Source organism: Pseudoroseicyclus sp. CXY001 (assembly GCF_041714655.1).
GTDB lineage: Bacteria > Pseudomonadota > Alphaproteobacteria > Rhodobacterales > Rhodobacteraceae > Pseudoroseicyclus_A.
In genome coordinates, this window is the sequence record NZ_CP168219.1 from 3194406 (window position 1) to 3212713 (window position 18308).

The window sequence follows — 18308 nt, forward strand, 5'->3', positions numbered from 1 at the left end:
CCCGGGCCGGCGCCCGCCCTGCGCGGCACCGTTCTGCCCCGCTCGCCCCCCTCACGGGAATGCGCGCTTGCGCCGGCCAGCGCTTCTTGCAAGCATGGGTCAGGGACCAGCCAGGGAGCCTTCGTTTTTGGTGTCGATTCTTCCCCCGCCCGCCATCCTTGAGTTTCCGGACAACTTTCTTCTGATCGACCTGTGCGGCGAGCATGACCGCAATCTCGCCGAGCTTGAGGAACGGCTCGAGGTGCAGATCCTGCGCCGCGGCAACCGGCTGGAGATCCATGGCGAGGAAGACGCCCAGCGCAGCGCCGAGCGCGTCCTTGCCGCGCTCTATCACCGGCTCGAGCAGGGCCGCGGCATCGCGCCCGGCGATCTCGACCGCGAGCTGCGCATGGGCGGGCCCGAAAGCGCCCCGCCCGCGCCCCGCAGCCAGCCGCTGCCCGGCCAGTCGGACCTCTTCGGCGAGAACGGCCAGCGGATCGAGATCAAGACGCGCCGCAAACTCGTCGAGCCGCGGACCGAAGCGCAGAAGGCCTATGTCCGCTCGCTCTTCCAGCACGAGCTGGCCTTCGGCATCGGCCCCGCCGGGACAGGCAAGACCTATCTGGCCGTCGCCGTGGGCGTGTCGATGTTCCTCACCGGCCATGTCGACCGCATCCTCCTCTCCCGCCCCGCCGTCGAGGCGGGCGAGAAGCTGGGCTACCTGCCCGGCGACATGAAGGAGAAGGTCGACCCCTACATGCAGCCGCTCTACGACGCGCTGAACGACTTCCTGCCCGGCAAGCAGGTGCAGAAGATGATGGAGGAGAAGGTGATCGAGATCGCCCCGCTCGCCTTCATGCGCGGCCGCACCCTTTCCCGCGCCTTCGTCGTGCTCGACGAGGCGCAGAACGCCACGACCATGCAGATGAAGATGTTCCTCACCCGGCTCGGCGAGGGCAGCCGCATGGTCATCACCGGCGACCGCACGCAGATCGACCTGCCGCGGGGCATGCCCTCGGGGCTGGCGGATGCCGAGCGGCTCCTGAAGGGCATCCCGGCGATCAGCTTCAACTACTTCACCTCGAAGGACGTGGTGCGCCACCCGCTCGTCGCGGCGATCATCGAGGCCTATGACGCAGATGCCGGCGGCTGACCCCTCCCCTCTCGCGCGCGCCCCCCTGTCTTTGCTCCCGGAAATCCTCGCGGAAATCCTAGGCGGGGCTGGCGGAGCCAGCGGGGAGCAGACAGCCCCCCTCCGCCGCCTGCCACAGCGCCGCCGCTCCGATCAGTGCCCGGAGCCCCGCCCGTGATCGTCGATTGCCTCATCGAGGACGACCGCTGGGAGCCCTTGGGCCTCGACGCCCTCGCCAAGGCCGCCACGCGCGCCGTCCGCGCCCGGCTCGGCCTGCCGAAGGGCTGCGAGGTGGCGCTTCTCGCCTGTTCCGACGTTCGCATCGCCGCCCTCAATGCCGATTTCCGCGGCAAGCCACGCCCGACCAACGTCCTCTCCTGGCCGTCGGAGGAAAGGGGCGCGGCGGCCCCCGGCGCCATGCCCGCCCTGCCCTCCGGCGCGAGCGAACTCGGCGATATCGCGCTGGCCTACGAGACCTGCGCGGGCGAGGCGGAGGCCGCGGGCCGCCCCTTTGCGGCCCATGTCAGCCATCTGATTGTCCACGGGACCCTGCATTTGCTGGGTTTCGACCATGAAAGCGACGCGGATGCCGCGCTCATGGAAGGTCTCGAGGTCGAGATACTGGACAAGATGGGGCTGCCGAACCCATATGAGCTGGAGGTGTGACGGGCGAGGCCCGCCAATTCTTGCGAGATGACAGTGACGCACGAGAGCCCCCAGCCCGGGGAAGAGGGCGAAGACGCGGAGCCTCCTCAACCGAGGCAGGGACTTTTCTCCCGGATCATCGAAGCCTTCGGCCCGCCGGAGGCTGGCGAGGATGACGGCCCGCCCGAGACCGCCCCGGCCCAGCCGGTGCCGGGGCTCGGCAACCTGAGGCGCCTGCGCGTCAACGATGTCTCCCTGCCCACGGCAGAGATCACGGCCGTGCCGGTGACCATCGCTCAGGACGAGCTGGTGCAGGTGTTCCGCGACAGCGGCCTGACCCGCCTGCCCGTCTTCGAGGGCACGCTGGACACGCCCATCGGTCTCGTGAACCTCAAGGATTTCGCGCTGAAGCACGGCTTCGGCGCCAATGGCTCCGCCGCGTTCGACCTGCGCGAGCTGGTGCGGCCCTTGCTTTTCGTGCCGCCCTCGATGCCGCTCGGGGTGCTTCTGACCAAGATGCAGGCCGAACGCATCCACATGGCGCTGGTCATAGACGAATACGGCGGCACCGACGGGCTCGTCACCATCGAGGACCTCATCGAGCAGGTCGTCGGCGAGATCGAGGACGAGCATGACGTCGACGAGGCCGACAGCTTCGTGCAGGAGCGGCCCGGCGTCTGGCTGGCGCAGGCCAAGACCGAGCTCGACGATTTCGAGGAGGCGACGGGCGTGTCGCTGACCGAGCACGAAGAGGTGGACGAGGAGGAGGTCGACACGCTCGGCGGCCTCGTCTTCATGCTCGCCGGTCATGTCCCGGCGCGGGGCGAGGTGGTGCGCCATCCCGACGGGCCGGAATTCGAGGTGATCGACGCCGACCCGCGGCGGATCAAGCGGCTGAGGGTGCGGCTGAGGCCGGTCCCCGCCGAATGAGCCCCTGCGAAAGGGTGGAGGGGGGCGTTGCCCCCCGTCGGCCCCTCGGGGCCGACTTCCCCCGCGGGTATCTGGAGAGAAGCGAGAGAGCGGCGTGAGGCGGATGGCCCGGCCGGCGGCGCTGATCGCGCTCGGGGCGCTCATGGCGCTCGGGCAGGCGCCCTGGGGGCTCTGGCCGCTGACGCTGGTGGCGCTGGCCCTGGCCTTCTGGCTGGGCGAGGCGGCGCCCAGCGGGCGGAGGGGCCTCTTCCGCGGGCGGGGCTTCGGCTGGGGGCTGGCGCTCGGCTTCGGCTATTTCGCCGTCGCGATGCACTGGATCGTGCATCCCTTCCTCGTCGAGCCCGAGATCTACGGCTGGATTGCGCCTTTCGGCCTCTTCTTCATGGCGCTCGGCGGGGCGCTCTTCTGGGCCGTCGGCATCTGGGCCGCCCGGCTCGCCGCCCCGGGGGCGGGGCGCTGGACGCGGCTCGGCGCCCTCGCCGGCGGGCTCGCGCTGGCCGAACTCGCGCGGTCTTTCCTTTTCACCGGCCTGCCCTGGGCGCTCCTCGGCCATATCTGGGCGGGCACGCCGCTTGCGCAGATTGCAGCGGTGGTCGGCCCGCATGCGCTGACGCTGCTGACGCTGGGCCTTGCCGCCCTGCTCGCCGGGCTCCTCCCCGGCCGGCGGCCCTGGCTCGCCGCCCTGCCGGCCCTCGCGCTCGGCATCGCCTGGCCGATCCTCGACCCGAGAAACCCGGCCCCCGCTGACGGCCCGCTCATCCGCATCGTTCAGCCCAACGCGCCCCAGGCCGAGAAGTGGCGGCAGCCGGAGGTCTTCTACCGCCGGCTCCTCGCGCTTTCCGCCGGCGGGGCGGACAGCCCCTCCCCCGCGCTCGTCGTCTGGCCGGAGACGGCCATGCCCTGGTGGCTGGAGGACAGCGCAAACCTTCTGCCCGAGATGGCGGAGGCGGCGCGCGGGGCGCCGCTCGTCACCGGGATCCTCCATGCCGACGGCAGGCGCTTCTACAATTCGCTGATCGCGCTGACGCCGGCCGGCGAGGTCACGAGCCTTTACGACAAGGCGCATCTGGTGCCCTTCGGCGAATACATGCCCTTCGGCGAGCTGCTCGGCCGCTTCGGGCTCCACGGGCTCGCGGCGGGCGAGGGCGGCGGCTTTTCCGCCGGGCCGGGCGCGCGGGCGATCACGCTGCCCGCCTTCGGAGAGGTGCTGCCGCTCATCTGCTACGAGGGGATCTTCGCCGAGGAGGTGCGCGCCGGGATCCGCGCCGCGCCGGAGCGGCCGCGGGCGCTCCTTCTCGTCACCAACGACGCCTGGTTCGGGCCGGGGGCGGGGCCGAAGCAGCATCTGGCCCAGGCGCGGCTGCGGGCCATCGAGACCGGCCTGCCGATGATCCGCGCCGCCAACACCGGCATCTCGGCGATGATCGACGCGCGCGGGCGGGTGACGGCGAGCCTGCCGCTCGGCGTGACCGGCGCGCTCGACGCCGCCCTGCCGGAGGCGCGGCCCTCCACCATCTACATGGCACTGGGCGATTTTCCGGCAGGTGCGCTGACGCTGCTCCTGCTCGTTATCCCCGCGCTCACCAGCCGCAGGTTTCGCGGTTGACGCTCCCCCGGGGCGGAGCTAGCCAGTAGCGATCGTCGCCACAACGGCTTCCTGGCGTGGCGGCAGGATTTCAATGGAGCGCTCCCCAATGGCCAGAAACAACTATATCTTCACCTCGGAATCCGTCTCCGAGGGGCATCCGGACAAGGTCTGCGACCGCATCTCCGATGCCGTGCTCGACGCCCTCCTGGCCGAGGAGCCCGAGGCGCGCGTCGCCTGCGAGACCTTCGCCACCACCAACCGCGTGGTGATCGGCGGCGAAATTGGCCTGCGCGATCAGGCCAAGCTGCACCGCTACATGGAGGCGATCCCCGACATCGCCCGCGCCTGCATCCGCGACATCGGCTACGAGCAGGACAAGTTTCACTGGGAGACGGTGGAGGTCACCAACCTCCTCCACGAGCAATCCGCGCATATCGCCCAAGGGGTGAACGCCGCCGGCGACAAGGCCGAGGGTGCGGGCGATCAGGGCATCATGTTCGGCTTCGCGACGAACGAAACGCCGGAGCTGATGCCGGCGCCGATCCTCTACGCCCATGCGATCCTGAGGCGGCTGGCCGAGGCGCGGAAGTCCGGCGAGGCGCCGACGCTCCGCCCCGATGCCAAGTCGCAGCTGTCGCTGCGCTACGAGGGCGGCAAGCCGGTGGGCGTGACCTCGATCGTGCTGTCGACCCAGCATGCCGACGAGAGCCAGACGAGCGCCGACATCCGCGCCATCGTCGAGCCCTACATCCGCGAGGTGCTCCCCGAGGGCTGGCTGACGGACAAGACCGAATGGTGGGTGAACCCGACGGGCACCTTCGTGATCGGCGGCCCCGACGGCGACGCCGGGCTCACGGGCCGCAAGATCATCGTCGACACCTATGGCGGCGCGGCGCCCCATGGCGGCGGCGCCTTCTCGGGCAAGGACCCGACCAAGGTCGACCGCTCGGCCGCCTATGCCGCCCGGTATCTGGCGAAGAACGTCGTGGCGGCGGGGCTAGCCGAGCGCTGCCTCATCCAGCTCTCCTACGCCATCGGCATCGCCAAGCCCCTGTCGATCTATGTCGACACGCAAGGCACGGCGGAGGTAGACCCCGCCGCCATCGAGCGCGCCATCGGCAAGGCGATGGACCTGACGCCGCAGGGCATCCGCACGCATCTGGAACTGAACAAGCCCATCTACCAGCGCACCGCCGCCTACGGGCATTTCGGCCGCGCGCCGGACGAGGATGGCGGGTTCTCCTGGGAGCGGACGGACCTCGGCGAGGCGCTGAAGGCGGCGCTCTAAAGGGGCGCCCGCTCCACGCTTGGCCCCAGGCGTAGGGTGGGTTTTCAACCCACCGCTGCGCAACGCCTCTGCTGAGCCCCGCCCGGTACGCGCCGGCACGGCCCAGGGCGAGCGCCGGCCCGTCCCGCGGGCTGGCGCTCTGGTTGGGCCGGGCGCAGCCTGAGAGCGAGGGCGGGGTTGCACCATAAAGTGCGCCGATCCGCCGGAGGGGCGCCAACCCCCGGGGCCGGCGCTCGCCCTGCGCGGCACCGTGGGGCCTCTTGGGCGAGGGGGTGGCGAGCTGAAACCCGCCCTACGGGGCCCGCTCCGCCGTCAGCCGAAGTAATCCTCCAGCACGCGCCGGTAGACCGCCTTCAGTCCCTCGATATCGGCCGTCTTCACCCGCTCGTCCGCCTGATGCATCGTCTGCCCGACGAGGCCGAATTCGACGACCGGGCAATGGGCGCGCATGAAGCGCGCATCGGACGTGCCGCCGGTGGTAGATAGCTCGGGGCGCACCCCGGTGACCGCCTCCACCGCGCCCGAGACGAGGTCGGAGAGCCGGCCGGGCGGGGTGATGAAGCTCTCGCCCGAGATCGTCAGCCGCAGGTCGACCCCTACGCCGAACTCCTCCGCCACCGCCGCTGCCTCGGCCCTCAGCCAATCGGAGAGGCTCGCGCCGCTGTGGTGGTCGTTGAAACGGATGTTCAAGACCAGCCGCGCCGCGCCGGGGATGACGTTGGTGGCCGTGTTGCCGGTGTCGATCGAGGTCAGCGCCAGCGTCGTCGCGTCGAAATGCTCCGAGCCCTGGTCCAGCTCCGCCGCCGCCAGCCGCGAGGCCAGCGCCGCCAGCGCCGGAAGCGGGTTCAGCGCCCGGTGGGGATAGGCAGAATGGCCCTGCCGGCCGGTCACCGTCACATGGGCGTTCATCGAGCCGCGGCGGCCGATCTTGATCGTGTCGCCGAGCCGCTCCGGGCAGGTCGGCTCGCCGACGAGGCAGAGGTCGAGCCGCTCGCCCTCCGCCGCCATCCAGTCGAGCAGCGCCGGGGTTCCGTCGCCGCCGTCGCCCTCCTCGTCGCCGGTGATCGCCAGCACCACGGCGCCGTCGGGCGGCGTGGCCCGCACGAAATCCACCGCCGCCGCGGCGAAGGCGGCGACGCCGCTCTTCATGTCCGCCGCGCCGCGGCCCCAGATCTCGCCGTCCTTCACCTCGCCGGAGAAGGGCGGCACCGACCAGAGCGCATCGTCGCCCGGCGGCACGACATCGGTATGGCCGTTGAAGCCGAAGGTCTTCGCGGCGCCCTTGGCGCCCCAGCGGGCATAGAGGTTCGGCGTCTCGCCCCGGTCGACCCGGTGGCATTCGAAGCCGGCACCCTCGAGAAGCTCATGCAGCAGCCGGATCGCCCCCGCCTCCACCGGCGTGACGGAGGGGCAGCGGATCAGCGCGGCGGTGAGGGCGACGGGGTCGACGGGGGCGGGCTCAGTCATCTTCATCCTCGAAGAAGGGGGTCATCTGGGCAACGATCACGGCATTCTCGGCAAGCGCCCGCTCCATCAGCGCCCGCTCCTCCTCCGGGATGTCATGGCCCTCGGCCAGCCGCTCCTCCAGCGTGCCGTAGCCGGAGACGTCAAGCGGCGCCATGTCGGCCTGCTTGAGGATCGCCACGCTCTCGCGCACCGCCTCGGCCTCGTCGATGCCGGAGGCATAGAGCATCAGCGCCGCGCCGGTCGCGCCCTCCGGCAGCCCGTCGCCGGCCTTGCGGCCGACCTCGACGAGCAGCGTGTAGACCTGCTGGCGCCGTGCGCCATCCTTCGCTTCCTTCGCCATCGCCTCGTCCTTTTGCTGCCGTCTAGGTGGCCGGGCCCCGGGGGCGTGTCAACCGGCGCGGGGGAGGCTATCGTTCTATCGAGGGAGGGCCAGTCATGAAGCGGGTGAGCGAGATGGTGGCGGCGGCGAACCGGGCGGTCGCCCATGCGCCGGCGGCGGAGATGTTGGCGCGGCATGGCGAGGCGGGGGTGACCTTCGTCGACCTCCGCGACATCCGCGAGTTGGAGCGCGAGGGGATGATCCCCGGCGCATTCCACTGCCCGCGGGGGATGCTGGAATTCTGGATCGACCTCGAAAGCCCCTATGCGAAGGAGGTCTTCCAGCAAGGCGGCGCCTTCGTCTTCTATTGCGCCTCCGGCTGGCGCTCGGCGCTGGCGGCCCAGACGGCGCAGGAGATGGGGCTGCCCGGCGTCAGCCATATCGAGGACGGCTTCACGGGCTGGAAGGCGGCCGGCGGGCCCCTCGCCGAAAAGGTTAGGAGATCCTGAAGCGGAACCCTATGCTCTCGAATTCGTTAACGCTTCAGGCACCGGAGGACCGGGGCCATGGAATCTAGACCCTTGGAGGGATCGACATGACCGGGATCGGTTGGTTCGCAGCCATCATCATCGGGGGCCTCGCCGGCTGGCTCGCTGAACAATTCATGAAGTCCGAGATGGGTGTTCTGATGAACATCATCCTCGGCATCGTCGGCGCACTGGTGCTGAACGCCATCCTGTTCGCGCTCGTCGATTCGACGCTCGGCGGCTGGATCGGCCAGCTGATCATCGGATTCGTCGGCGCCTGCATCCTCATCGCCGTCGGCCGTCTGTTCCGCCGCAAGGCCTGACGAGACGACATGAATGTGCAAAGCCGGGTGGAGGCAACTCCGCCCGGTTTTGCATGTCCGGCCCCTGCCTGATGCCGCGAGCCCGCCCGGCAGGGCGGGCCGAGCCGCCCCCCCCCTTCCCTCTCTCCCGACCCCGCCCTAGGCTCCCCCCGGTCCAGCCGCGGAGTCCCCATGCGCCCCTCCTACGATCTCGTCATCATCGGCGGCGGCATGATGGGCGCGGCCGCGGCCTTCTGGGCGATGAAGGCGCGGGCCGGGCTCTCCGTCCTCGTCCTCGAGCGCGACCCGAGCTACGCCTTCGCCTCCACCACGCATACGAATTCCTGCATCCGCCTGCAGTTCGGCACGGAGGTGAACATCCGCCTCTCGCAGGCCACCCTCGCCCTTCTCGCCAACTTCGCCGAGGTGATGGAGGAGGATGCCCCGCCCCCCGCGCTCGACCCGTTCGGCTATCTCTACCTCGCCTCCACCGAGGCGGGCGCCGAGCGCCTGCGCGCCCGCGCCGCGCTCCAGAATGGCCTCGGCGCAGCGACGGAGCTCCTCACCCCCGAGCAGATGGCGGAGCGCTTTCCCTGGATGGTGCTGGACGGGCTCGTCCTCGGCAGCCACGGCACGCGGGGCGAGGGCTATTTCGACGGCTCGGCGCTCTTTTCCAGCTTCCGCCGCCGCTCGCGCGAGATGGGGGCGGAGTGGCGCCAGGCGACCGCGACCGGCTTTCGCCAGACCGGCCCCCGCCTTACCGCCGTCACGCTCGCGGACGGGACGGAGATCGCCGCTGGCGCCGTTCTCAACGCCGCGGGGCCCCGTGCGGCGGAGGTCGCCGGCTGGGCGGGCATCGCCCTGCCCGTCGAGCCCCGGCGCCGCCACACCTTCACCTTCGCCGCCGCCCCGCTCGCCGCGAAGCTCCCCCTCACCATCGACCCCTCGGGCTTTCACGTCCGTCAGGACGGCCCGCATTTCATGATCGGCTGCGCGCCGGAGGATGACCTTCCCGCCGCGCCCGACGATTTCTCGATGGCCCCCGACCTCTGGGAAGAGCGGCTCTGGCCCGCCCTCGCCACGCGCATCCCCGCCTTCGAGAGCCTCCGTCCGCTCCGCCACTGGACGGGGCATTACGCCTATAACACGCATGACCAGAACGCCCTCGTCGGCCTGCATCCCGCCGTGGAAAACCTCTATTTCGCCAACGGCTTCTCCGGCCACGGGTTGCAGCAGGCCGCCGGGATCGGCCGGGGGATCGTCGAGCTTCTGACCACCGGAAGCTGGCAGACGCTTGACCTCTCGGCGCTCGACGTCTCGCGGCTGGTCACCGGCGCGCGGGTCGTGGAAGATGCGATCATCTGATCAAAGGACCCTATTGATGCGTAAGATCGTCCTCACCGGCGCCCGAGGCAATCTCGGCATGGAGCTGCGCGAGATGCTCGCCGGCCTCGCCGCCGAGCTCCTCTCCACCGATATCGCCGCGGCCCCCGACACCCTTCTTCCCAACGAGACCTGGGTGCAGGCCGACCTCGCGAAGATGGAGGAGGTGGCGCCGCTTCTCGAGGGCGCCGACCTCGTCGTCCATTTCGGCGCGGTGGTGGACGAAAAGCCCTTCGAGGAGCTGCTCGGCCCCAATTACCTCGGCGCCTACAACGTCTGGGAGGCGGCGCATCGTGCCGGGGTGCGGCGGGTGATCTACGCCTCCTCGATCCATGCCGTGGGCATGCATGACACCACGGCGACGATCGACTGCGCGACGCCCCACCGGCCCGACACGTTCTACGGTCTCGCCAAGTGCTTCGCCGAGGATCTGGGCCGGATGTACTGGGAAAAGCGCGGGCTCGAGGCCGTCGCCATCCGCATCTTCACCTGCACGCCGGAGCCGCAAAACATCCGCGCGCTCGGGTCCTGGCTCAGCTACGGCGACCTCCGCCGGGTGGTCATGGCCTCGATCAAGGCGCCGGTGGTGGGTTTCACGACGATCTTCGGCGTCTCGAACAACCGGCGCTGCCCGGTCTCGAACGCCCCCGCCGCCTTCCTCGGCTACCGGCCCGAGGACGATGCCGAGGCCTGGGCCGAGCGGCTGGAGGCCACGGCCGGGCCGGTCGACCCCCATGACATGGGGCTGACCAAGCTCGGCGGGCCCTTCGCCAAGGTGCCCCTCGGCGAAAGCGGCGTCGATGCCATCAAACGGATGACGGCGGGGGAGGAATAGGGGCCGCCGGCCCCGCATTTCCTCTGGCGCGCCGCCGCGCTACCTAAAGGCCAATGACCCGCACAGCCCCCGATTCCCTCAGCCCTGACGCCGCGCTCGCGGCGCTCGCCTGGCAGCTGGAGCTGGGCGCCGACGAGGCCATCGGCGAGGGGCCGGTCAACCGCTTCGAGCTCGCCGCGCGGGCGGAGCCGGCCGCGCCGCCGCCCGCACAGGCAGAGCGCGAGGCCCCCGGCTCCCCCGGCCGCACCCCCGCCCGGGCCGCCGCCGAGGCCGGCGAGGCCGGCGAGGCCGTGGCGCAAAAGCCCGAGGCGCTCGACCCCGTGGCCGAGGCCGCCCGCATCGCCGCCACCGCGAAGACGCTCCCCGAGCTCGCCGCGGCGATGGAGGCCTTCGAGCATTGCGCGCTCAAGCCCGCCGCCCGCTCCTTCGTCTTCGCCGATGGCGACCCGGCGGCGCGGGTGATGATCGTCGGCGAGGCGCCGGGCCGCGAGGAAGACCGCGAGGGCCGCCCCTTCGTCGGCCGCGCCGGGCAGCTCCTCGACCGGATGCTCGGGGCCATCGGCCTCTCGCGCCAGAGCCCCGACCCCGCAACGGCCGTCTACATCACCAATGTCCTGCCCTGGCGCCCGCCGGCCAACCGCACGCCGGAGCCGGCCGAGATCGCCATGCATCTGCCCTTCCTCGAGCGGCATATCGCCCTCGCGGAGCCGGAGATCCTGATCCTCATGGGCAATACGCCCTGCCAGGCGCTCATGGGCCGGGCCGGCATCACCCGCATCCGCGGCCAGTGGGCCAAGGTGGCGGGCCGCCCGGCCCTGCCGATGTTCCACCCCGCCTATCTCTTGCGCAATCCCGCCGCCAAGCGCGAGGCCTGGGCCGACCTTCTCGACCTCGCCGCCAGACTGGAGGAGACCCCATGAAAGTCCTCGCCACCTCCGACCTGCACGGAGACCTCGCCGCCGCCCGCAAGGTGGTGGAGGCCGCTGCCGCCGCCGATCTGGTGCTCGTCGCCGGCGACATCGCCCACCAGACGGACGGGCTCGGCCCGATCCTCGAGGTGCTGGCCCCCCTCGGCGACAAGGCGCTGCTCGTGCCCGGCAATGCCGAGAGCGTCGACGCACTCCGCCTCGCCACCGATCTGACGGTGCTGCATGGCGAGGAGGTCGAGCGCGCCGGGCTCATCACGGTCGGCCTCGGCGGCGCCGTTCCGCCGCTCGGGTCGGAGGGCTCGTGGGACATCACCGAGGAGGAGGCCGAGCGCCTCCTCGCCCCGTTCGACACCTGCGATATCCTCCTCACCCATTCCCCGCCGAAGGGCGTCGCCGATGTCTTCGGGCCGATGGGCTCCATCGGCTCCACGGCACTCCTCGAGGCGGTGGAACGGATGCAGCCGGGGCTCATGTGCTTCGGGCATGTCCATGATTGCTGGGGGCAGGAGGGGACGGTGGGCACCTCGCTCTGCCGCAACCTCGGCCCCGGCCTTTACTGGTGCGATCTGTGATCGACCCGCTTTTGCTCATCGCCTTCCTGCCGGCGGCGCTGGCGCTGAACCTGACGCCGGGGGCGGACATGATGCTCTGCATCGCGCTGGGGCTCCGCGCCGGGCCGCGGGCGGCGGTGGCGGCGTCGGCCGGGGTCTCCACCGGCGCCATGGTGCATGTGACGCTGGCGGGCCTCGGGCTCGGCGCCGCCATGGCCGCCCTGCCCGGGCTCTTCACGGCGATCCGCTGGATCGGCGCCGCCTACCTCCTCTACCTCGCCTGGTCGATGTTGAAGGCGCCCGCGCCCGAGCTCGCCGCCGTGCCCCGGCGCGAGAGGCCGTTCCGCACCGGGCTGGTGACGAACCTCAGCAACCCCAAGGTGATCCTCTTCATCCTGGCGTTCCTGCCGCAGTTCACCTCGCCGGAGCGCGGCCCGCTCCTGCCGCAGTTCCTGATCCTTGGCGCCGTCATCGCCGCCGGCGGCTTCGTCATTAACGCCGGGGCCGGCGCGCTGGCCGGGCGGCTCGGCACGCGGCTCGGTACCCGGCTCGGCGCGGGCCTCTGGCTCCGCCGCCTCTCGGCCACCATCTTCGCCGGGCTCGCGCTCCGGCTGATCCTGCAAAGGAGTGCCCCATGAGCGCCCAGACGAGCGATCGGGAGTTCATCCCCCTCAACATCGCCCTTCTCACCGTCTCCGACACGCGCAGCCTCGCGGAGGACCGCTCGGGCGACCTCCTCGCCGGGCGCATCGAGGAAGCCGGTCACCGGCTCGCCGACCGGGTGCTGGTCCCCGACGAATACGAGCGGCTGGTGGAGCGGCTGCAGCGCTGGGTCAACGATCCCGCAATCGACGTCATCATCTCCACCGGCGGCACGGGCCTCACCGGCCGCGACGTGACGGTGGAGGCGCACCGGGCCGTCTACGAGAAGGAGATCGACGCCTTCGCGACCGTGTTCGCGATGATCTCCTTCCAGAAGATCGGCACCTCGGCGGTGCAGTCGCGGGCCACGGGGGGCGTCGCCAACGGCACCTATCTCTTCGCCCTGCCCGGCTCTCCCGGCGCCTGCCGGGACGGATGGGACGAGATCCTGAAGGGCCAGCTCGACTACCGCCACGCGCCCTGCAACTTCGTCGAGATCCTGCCGCGGCTCGATGAGCACATGCGGCGGGGGAGCTGAGGCGACCCCCGGCACCCCCGGGCCAACCCGCGAGCAACTCGGCCGCCGGAGCCCTAAGATTTGCGCTTCCAGCGCGCGACGAATCGCCCCTCGCGAATCATTGAGATGCCCGAAGGTAGACAGCTGCCCCCGATCATGACCCTGATTTATCAGGCAAAGGGGACGTTGCAGATGCGATTCGTTGGACGGGCTTTCCTGGGGATCTTCCTGATGGCGCTGACACTGGCGCTGATCATTCAGGCCGGCTTCACGCTATGGGGTGCCGTCGACGAGCGGATGAATGCCGAGCCCCGCCGCTTTCCGCAGCAGGAGCGCGTCGTCGCCGCCAACGTCGTGCAGGTGGAGGGCGAGACCGTCCGCCCGTTGCTGGAGGTCTATGGCGAACTCCGCTCCCGGCGCACCTTGGCGCTTCGCCCCGATGCCGGCGGCACGGTCACCTGGGTCTCGGAGGCCTTCGCCGACGGCGGGCAGGTGGAGGCGGGCGAGCTCATCCTGAGGCTCGATCCGGTGGAGGCGGAGGCGGCGCTCGCCCGCGCCCGCGCCGATCTCGCCGATGCCGAGGCTGATGCACGCGATGCCGAGCGGGCGCTGACGCTGGCCGCCGACGAGCTGACCTCGGCCGAGAGCCAGTCGGAGCTGCGCGCCGCCGCCTTCGAGCGCCAGCAGGGCCTCGTCGACCGCGGCATCGTCACCCAGACGGAGCTGGAGACGGCCGAACTCGCCGCCTCCTCCGCCGCCGCGACCGTGTTGGCGCGCCGCCAGGCGCTGGCGCAGGCCGAGGCGCGGGTCGACACGACGGCGAACACCATCGCGCGGACGCAGCTCAGCGTGAACGAGGCCGAGCGGGCGCTGGCGGATACCGAATATACCGCGCCCTTCACCGGCACGCTGGCGAGCGTGACCATCGGCGAGGGCAGCCGCGTCTCCGCCAACGAGCAGATCGCCGAGCTCATCGACCCCACGGCGCTCGAGGCGGCCTTCCGGCTCAGCGCCGCGCAATATGCGAACCTCCTCGATGAGAACGGCGCGCTGATCGCGGCGCCGGTGACCGTGCGGCTCGATGTCTCCGGCCTGACGCTGGAGGCCGAGGGCCGCATCAGCCGCGAGAGCGCCGGGGGCGAGAGCCAGTCCGGCCGGCTCATCTATGCCGAGATCGACGCCGCCCATGGCCTCCGCCCCGGCGATTTCGTCACCATCGCCATCGCCGAGCCCGAACAGAGCGGCATCGCCCGCCTGCCCGCCCCGGCGCTGGCGGCGGATGGGACGGTGCTGGTGCTCGGGGCCGAGAACCGGCTGGAGGAGGTGCAGGTCGAGCTCGTCCGCCGCCAAGGCGACGACGTGCTGATCCGCGCGCCGGATCTGGAGGGCCGATGGGTCGTCCGCGCGCGCTCGCCGCTGATCGGCGAGGGCCTGCGCGTCCGGCCGCTGCTCGATTCGGGGGAGGAACTCATCACGGGTGAGGCGGTCTCCGAAGCTCCCGGTGGGTTTCCGGATGGGCCTCCCGACGGCGAGTTCGGCGGCCCTCCCGGTGACGCTCCGAGTGGCCCCCCCGGCGGCGCGCCGACCGCTGCACCCCCCCTCGGGGGCAGCGAGATGATCGCACTCGACGCCGACCGCCGCGCCCGGCTCATCGCCTTCATCGACGAAAGCGATGTCATGCCCGACGAAGCCAAGATGCGCATCCGCGAGACGCTGGCGCAGGACGAGGTCCCCGCCGAGATGGTGGCGCGGATCGAGAGCCGGATGGGAAGCTGATGCGAGGTCCGGGACGAGAGGTGAGCGCAGGAGCGGGGGCCAGCCCCGTCGCCATCGGGTCTCGAACCGATGGCACCCCGATGGCGATCCCCGCAGGTATTTGCAGAAAAGCGAGGGGCGCGGGAGTTTCCGGGGCCTTCCTGAGAGGGGGGCGCTAGATGTTCCGCTACTTCACACGGCACCGGACCGCCGCCAACCTCGTCATGGTGCTGATGATCGCGGCCGGGATCATCGCCTTCCCGCGGCTGCGCGCCCAGTTCTTCCCCGATGTCATCATCGATTCGATCTCGGTCAATGTCTCGTGGTCCGGCGCCGGGGCGGAGGATGTCGATGCCGCCGTCGTGCAGGCGCTGGAGCCGGCGCTGCGGGGCGTCTCCGGCGTCACGGGCTCGGATGCCCGCTCGTCGGAGGGGCGCGCCTCGATCCGGCTGGAGTTCGAGCCCGGCGCCGACATGGACGATGCCGAGAAGGAGGTGCAGGAGGCGGTGGACGGTGTCTCGATGCCCGAGGGCGCCGAGGACCCAGAGGTGCGCCGCGGCGGCTGGGCCGAGCGGGTCACCTCCGCCGTCATCACCGGGCCCATCGGCACCGCGCCGCTCGCCGAATTCGCCGACGAATATGTCTCGCGCCTCTTTGAGGCCGGGGTGACGCAGAGCTCCATCTCCGGCATCGCGGCGCCGTCGATCCTGGTCGAGGTGCCCTCGCTCAGCCTCATCCGTCACGACATCGGCATGTCCGACATCTCGGCGGCCATCGCGCGCGAGGTCAATGCCGACCCGGCCGGCGATGCCGGCACCCAGCGCCTGCGCACCGGCGAGACGCGGCGCACCGCCGCCGAGATCGCCGCCATCGTGCTCGAACAGAACGCCGACGGCACCACGCTGACGGTGGGCGACGTCGCCGATGTTCAGACGCTCGCCATCGACCGCGAGCGGGCGCTCTATGTGGGCGACAATCCGGCGATCCAGATCGATATCTCGCGCTCCGCCGAGGGCGACGCCATCGCCATCGAGGAATCCGCCCGCGAGGTGGCCCGCGAGATGCAGGCGACCCTGCCCGCCGGCACCTCGATCGACCTCGTGAACTCGACGGCGAAGGAGATCACGGCGCGGCTCTCGCTCCTTCTCGACAACGGCGCGATGGGGCTGGGGCTCGTCGTGGTGCTGCTCTTCCTCTTCCTCAACGCGCGGACGGCGCTCTGGGTGGCGCTGGGGTTGCCGGTCTCGATGCTGGCGGCCGTGGCGGTCATGTATGCCTTCGGGCTGACGCTCAACATCATGTCGCTCTTCGCGCTGATCCTGACCCTCGGCATCGTCGTCGATGACGCCATCGTCGTCGGCGAACATGCCGATTTCCGCGCCACGCGGCTCGGCGAGCCGCCGGAGGTGGCGGCGGAGAATGCGGCGCGGCGGATGTTCCTGCCGGTCTTCTCGGCGACGCTGACGACGATCATCGCCTTTTACGGCCTCATCCTCATCGGCGGCCAGTTCGGAGACCTGATCTCCGACATTCCCTTCACCGTTATCGCCGTCCTCGCCGCGAGCCTGGTCGAGTGCTTCGTCATCCTGCCGAACCACCTCGCGCATTCGCTGAAACATGTGCACGAGACGCCCTGGTACGACTGGCCCTCCCGGCAGGTCGACAAGGGCGTGCGCTGGCTGGTGGCGCATGTCTTCCGCCCCATCGTGCGGCTGGTGATCCTCGCCCGCTATCCGGTGGTGGCGCTGGCGCTGCTGCTTCTCGCCTGGCAGGGGGCGATGCTGATCCGGGGCGACGTGCAGTGGCGCTTCTTCTCCGCCCCCGAGCAGGGCACCGTCGGCGGCAATTTCGCCATGCTGCCCGGCGCCACGCGCGAGGACAGCCTCGAGCAGATGCAGGAGATGCAGCGCGCCGCCGAGGCGGTCGGCGAGGAATACGAGGCGACCTACGGGGTCAACCCGATCTCCTATGTCATCGCCCAGATCGGCGGCAACAACGGCCGGCCGCTCTCCGGCGCCGAGGACAAGGAGGGCTATCAGCTCGGGGCCATCACCATCGAGCTGGTCGATGCCGACCTCCGCCCCTTCTCGTCCGGGCAGTTCGTCACCGACCTGCAGGCGGCGACGCAGGCGCTGCCGATGGCCGAGACGGTCAGCTTCCGCTCCTGGGGCACCGGCCCCGGCGGGGAGGCCATCGACATCGAGCTCTCGGGCGGCACGCCGGAGATCCTGAAGGCGGCGGCGGAGGCGCTGAAGGCCGAGCTCGGGCAGTTCCCCGAGGTCTCGGGGCCGGAGGACAGCCTCGCCTATGACAAGGAGGAGCTGATCCTCGAGCTGACCGCGCAGGGCCGCGCGCTCGGCTTCACCATCGACGCCCTCGGCCGGACGCTCCGCGAGCGGCTCGGCGGCATCGAGGCGGCGAGCTTCCCCGACGGGCCGCGCTCGGCGACGATCCGCGTCGAGCTGCCGGATGACGAGCTGACGGCGGATTTCCTCGACCGGACCATGATGCGCGCCGCCGACGGCACCTATCTGCCGCTCGCCGACATCGTCACAGCGACGGAGCGGACGGGCTTCTCCTCCGTCCGCCGCGTGAACGGCACGATGCTCATCTCGGTGACCGCCGGGCTCGACGACGAGGATGCCGACCGCGCCTCCGAGATCATGACCCAGATCGAGGGCGACATCCTGCCCCGGCTGGAGGAGCGCTACCGGATCGCCACCGACTTGGGCGGCCTGTCCGAGCAGGAGCAGGAGTTCCTGAACGGCGCGCGGGTCGGCACGATGTTCTGCCTCCTCGCCATCTATCTGGTGCTGTCGTGGATATTCTCGTCCTGGGCGCGGCCCGTGATCGTGATGGCGATCATCCCCTTCGGGCTGATCGGCGCCGTCTTCGGCCACCACCAATGGGGCATTCCCCTTTCGATGTTCTCGCTCGTCGGGCTGATCGGGATGATCGGCATCATCATCAACGATTCCATCGTGCTGGTCTCGACCATCGACGAATATTCCGAGAAGCGCGGACTCCTGCCCGCCATCGTCGACGGCGTGGCGGACCGGCTCCGCCCGGTGTTCCTCACCACGGCGACGACAGTGCTCGGCCTCGCGCCGCTTCTGGCGGAGAGCTCGGCCCAGGCGGAGTTCCTCAAGCCCACCGTGGTCACACTGGTCTACGGGCTCGCCTTCGGAACGATGCTGGTGCTGCTGGTCGTGCCGGCGCTGCTCGCGATTCAGGCCGACATCAACCGGCTCGTCGCCTCGGCGCGGAAGGCCCTTCGCGCCCCCGACCCGGGCGCGCGGGTGCCGAGCTGGCTCGCCACGGCGCTGGCGCTGGCGCTGATCGGCCTCTTCATCCTGCCGGAGCTCTGGCCGGCAGCGCCCTGGGCGCTGACGCTGCCCGTCCCGCCGCTCGCCGCCTTCGCGGCGGCGCTCGCGGCCGGGCTGGTGCTCCTCTACCTCGCGAGCTGGGCGGTGTTGGCGCGGCGGGGGCGGCGGAGAGGGGGGCTGCCGGCGGAGTAGC

General features: G+C 70.9%; 17 protein-coding genes and 1 riboswitch. Of the genes, 15 read left to right on the forward strand and 2 right to left on the reverse strand.

The features are described 5' to 3' along the window. Positions 1-94: 94 nt before the first annotated feature. From ACAZ03_RS15600 to metK, 5 genes are all read left to right on the forward strand, one after another. Positions 95-1132 carry a PhoH family protein gene (locus ACAZ03_RS15600; RefSeq protein ID WP_373355034.1) on the forward strand — a complete coding sequence of 346 codons (1038 nt, stop codon included), beginning with the start codon at positions 95-97 and terminating at the stop codon, positions 1130-1132. 153 nt (positions 1133-1285) lie between these two features. Continuing rightward, entirely contained in the window at positions 1286-1777 is a 492-nt protein-coding gene (ybeY, locus tag ACAZ03_RS15605; RefSeq protein WP_373355036.1) for an rRNA maturation RNase YbeY, read from the forward strand. 27 nt (positions 1778-1804) lie between these two features. After that, entirely contained in the window at positions 1805-2686 is an 882-nt protein-coding gene (locus ACAZ03_RS15610) for a transporter associated domain-containing protein (protein WP_373355038.1), read from the forward strand. A gap of 103 nt (positions 2687-2789) precedes the next feature. Continuing rightward, positions 2790-4292: an apolipoprotein N-acyltransferase gene (gene lnt, locus ACAZ03_RS15615; protein WP_373357093.1), complete on the forward strand. Its 1503-nt coding sequence runs from the start codon at positions 2790-2792 to the stop codon at positions 4290-4292. Between the two features lie 32 nt (positions 4293-4324). Then, positions 4325-4373, forward strand: a riboswitch (SAM-SAH riboswitch). A 7-nt stretch (positions 4374-4380) separates the two neighbouring features. Continuing rightward, the gene (gene metK / locus ACAZ03_RS15620; protein WP_373355040.1) at positions 4381-5562 is read left to right on the forward strand and encodes a methionine adenosyltransferase; all 1182 of its coding nucleotides are present in this window, start codon (positions 4381-4383) and stop codon (positions 5560-5562) included. Between the two features lie 312 nt (positions 5563-5874). Here metK and dapE read toward each other — a convergent pair whose 3' ends face one another. Together dapE and ACAZ03_RS15630 are read right to left on the reverse strand one after the other, a co-directional pair. Then, positions 5875-7029 (reverse strand): succinyl-diaminopimelate desuccinylase, encoded by a 1155-nt coding sequence (gene dapE / locus ACAZ03_RS15625; protein WP_373355042.1) that lies wholly within the window; start codon positions 7027-7029, stop codon positions 5875-5877. Continuing rightward, positions 7022-7369 (reverse strand): hypothetical protein, encoded by a 348-nt coding sequence (locus ACAZ03_RS15630; protein WP_373355043.1) that lies wholly within the window; start codon positions 7367-7369, stop codon positions 7022-7024. The genes dapE and ACAZ03_RS15630 overlap by 8 nt, the downstream gene beginning before the upstream one ends. A gap of 95 nt (positions 7370-7464) precedes the next feature. Between ACAZ03_RS15630 and ACAZ03_RS15635 the strand changes: the two genes are divergently transcribed. The 10 genes from ACAZ03_RS15635 to ACAZ03_RS15680 all read left to right on the forward strand — a co-directional run bounded on the left by ACAZ03_RS15635 (position 7465) and on the right by ACAZ03_RS15680 (position 18307). Next, complete coding sequence (locus tag ACAZ03_RS15635) at positions 7465-7857, forward strand: rhodanese-like domain-containing protein (RefSeq protein ID WP_373355044.1); 393 nt, start codon at positions 7465-7467, stop codon at positions 7855-7857. Positions 7858-7943: 86 nt separating this feature from the next. Continuing rightward, a complete protein-coding gene (locus tag ACAZ03_RS15640) occupies positions 7944-8198 on the forward strand; it encodes a GlsB/YeaQ/YmgE family stress response membrane protein (protein WP_373355045.1) in 255 nt (84 codons plus the stop codon). 171 nt (positions 8199-8369) lie between these two features. Next, entirely contained in the window at positions 8370-9542 is a 1173-nt protein-coding gene (locus tag ACAZ03_RS15645; RefSeq protein ID WP_373355046.1) for an NAD(P)/FAD-dependent oxidoreductase, read from the forward strand. Between the two features lie 16 nt (positions 9543-9558). Next, complete coding sequence (locus tag ACAZ03_RS15650; protein WP_373355047.1) at positions 9559-10395, forward strand: NAD-dependent epimerase/dehydratase family protein; 837 nt, start codon at positions 9559-9561, stop codon at positions 10393-10395. Between the two features lie 53 nt (positions 10396-10448). Then, positions 10449-11315, forward strand: coding sequence for a uracil-DNA glycosylase family protein (locus tag ACAZ03_RS15655; RefSeq protein ID WP_373355048.1), 867 nt, complete (start codon positions 10449-10451; stop codon positions 11313-11315). Further along, a complete protein-coding gene (locus ACAZ03_RS15660; protein ID WP_373355049.1) occupies positions 11312-11896 on the forward strand; it encodes a metallophosphoesterase in 585 nt (194 codons plus the stop codon). Before ACAZ03_RS15655 ends, ACAZ03_RS15660 begins: the two co-directional genes overlap by 4 nt. Continuing rightward, complete coding sequence (locus ACAZ03_RS15665) at positions 11893-12513, forward strand: LysE family translocator (RefSeq protein ID WP_373357094.1); 621 nt, start codon at positions 11893-11895, stop codon at positions 12511-12513. The genes ACAZ03_RS15660 and ACAZ03_RS15665 overlap by 4 nt, the downstream gene beginning before the upstream one ends. Next, complete coding sequence (gene moaB, locus ACAZ03_RS15670) at positions 12510-13055, forward strand: molybdenum cofactor biosynthesis protein B (RefSeq protein WP_373355050.1); 546 nt, start codon at positions 12510-12512, stop codon at positions 13053-13055. The genes ACAZ03_RS15665 and moaB overlap by 4 nt, the downstream gene beginning before the upstream one ends. 135 nt (positions 13056-13190) lie before the next feature. Next, positions 13191-14810, forward strand: a complete 1620-nt coding sequence (locus ACAZ03_RS15675) for an efflux RND transporter periplasmic adaptor subunit (RefSeq protein ID WP_373355051.1) — start codon at positions 13191-13193, stop codon at positions 14808-14810. 158 nt (positions 14811-14968) lie between these two features. After that, complete coding sequence (locus tag ACAZ03_RS15680; protein ID WP_373355052.1) at positions 14969-18307, forward strand: efflux RND transporter permease subunit; 3339 nt, start codon at positions 14969-14971, stop codon at positions 18305-18307. The last annotated feature ends 1 nt before the right edge of the window (position 18308 follow it).

Coding starts and splice junctions, on each gene's coding strand:
- dapE (WP_373355042.1), bottom strand. CDS start 7,029: ATGACTGAGCCCGCCCCCGTCGACCCCGTCGCCCTCACCGCCGCGCTG.
- ACAZ03_RS15645 (WP_373355046.1), top strand. CDS start 8,370: ATGCGCCCCTCCTACGATCTCGTCATCATCGGCGGCGGCATGATGGGC.
- ACAZ03_RS15660 (WP_373355049.1), top strand. CDS start 11,312: ATGAAAGTCCTCGCCACCTCCGACCTGCACGGAGACCTCGCCGCCGCC.
- ACAZ03_RS15640 (WP_373355045.1), top strand. CDS start 7,944: ATGACCGGGATCGGTTGGTTCGCAGCCATCATCATCGGGGGCCTCGCC.
- ACAZ03_RS15635 (WP_373355044.1), top strand. CDS start 7,465: ATGAAGCGGGTGAGCGAGATGGTGGCGGCGGCGAACCGGGCGGTCGCC.
- ACAZ03_RS15600 (WP_373355034.1), top strand. CDS start 95: ATGGGTCAGGGACCAGCCAGGGAGCCTTCGTTTTTGGTGTCGATTCTT.
- lnt (WP_373357093.1), top strand. CDS start 2,790: ATGGCCCGGCCGGCGGCGCTGATCGCGCTCGGGGCGCTCATGGCGCTC.
- metK (WP_373355040.1), top strand. CDS start 4,381: ATGGCCAGAAACAACTATATCTTCACCTCGGAATCCGTCTCCGAGGGG.
- ACAZ03_RS15610 (WP_373355038.1), top strand. CDS start 1,805: ATGACAGTGACGCACGAGAGCCCCCAGCCCGGGGAAGAGGGCGAAGAC.
- ACAZ03_RS15655 (WP_373355048.1), top strand. CDS start 10,449: ATGACCCGCACAGCCCCCGATTCCCTCAGCCCTGACGCCGCGCTCGCG.
- moaB (WP_373355050.1), top strand. CDS start 12,510: ATGAGCGCCCAGACGAGCGATCGGGAGTTCATCCCCCTCAACATCGCC.
- ACAZ03_RS15630 (WP_373355043.1), bottom strand. CDS start 7,369: ATGGCGAAGGAAGCGAAGGATGGCGCACGGCGCCAGCAGGTCTACACG.
- ACAZ03_RS15680 (WP_373355052.1), top strand. CDS start 14,969: ATGTTCCGCTACTTCACACGGCACCGGACCGCCGCCAACCTCGTCATG.
- ACAZ03_RS15650 (WP_373355047.1), top strand. CDS start 9,559: ATGCGTAAGATCGTCCTCACCGGCGCCCGAGGCAATCTCGGCATGGAG.
- ACAZ03_RS15675 (WP_373355051.1), top strand. CDS start 13,191: ATGACCCTGATTTATCAGGCAAAGGGGACGTTGCAGATGCGATTCGTT.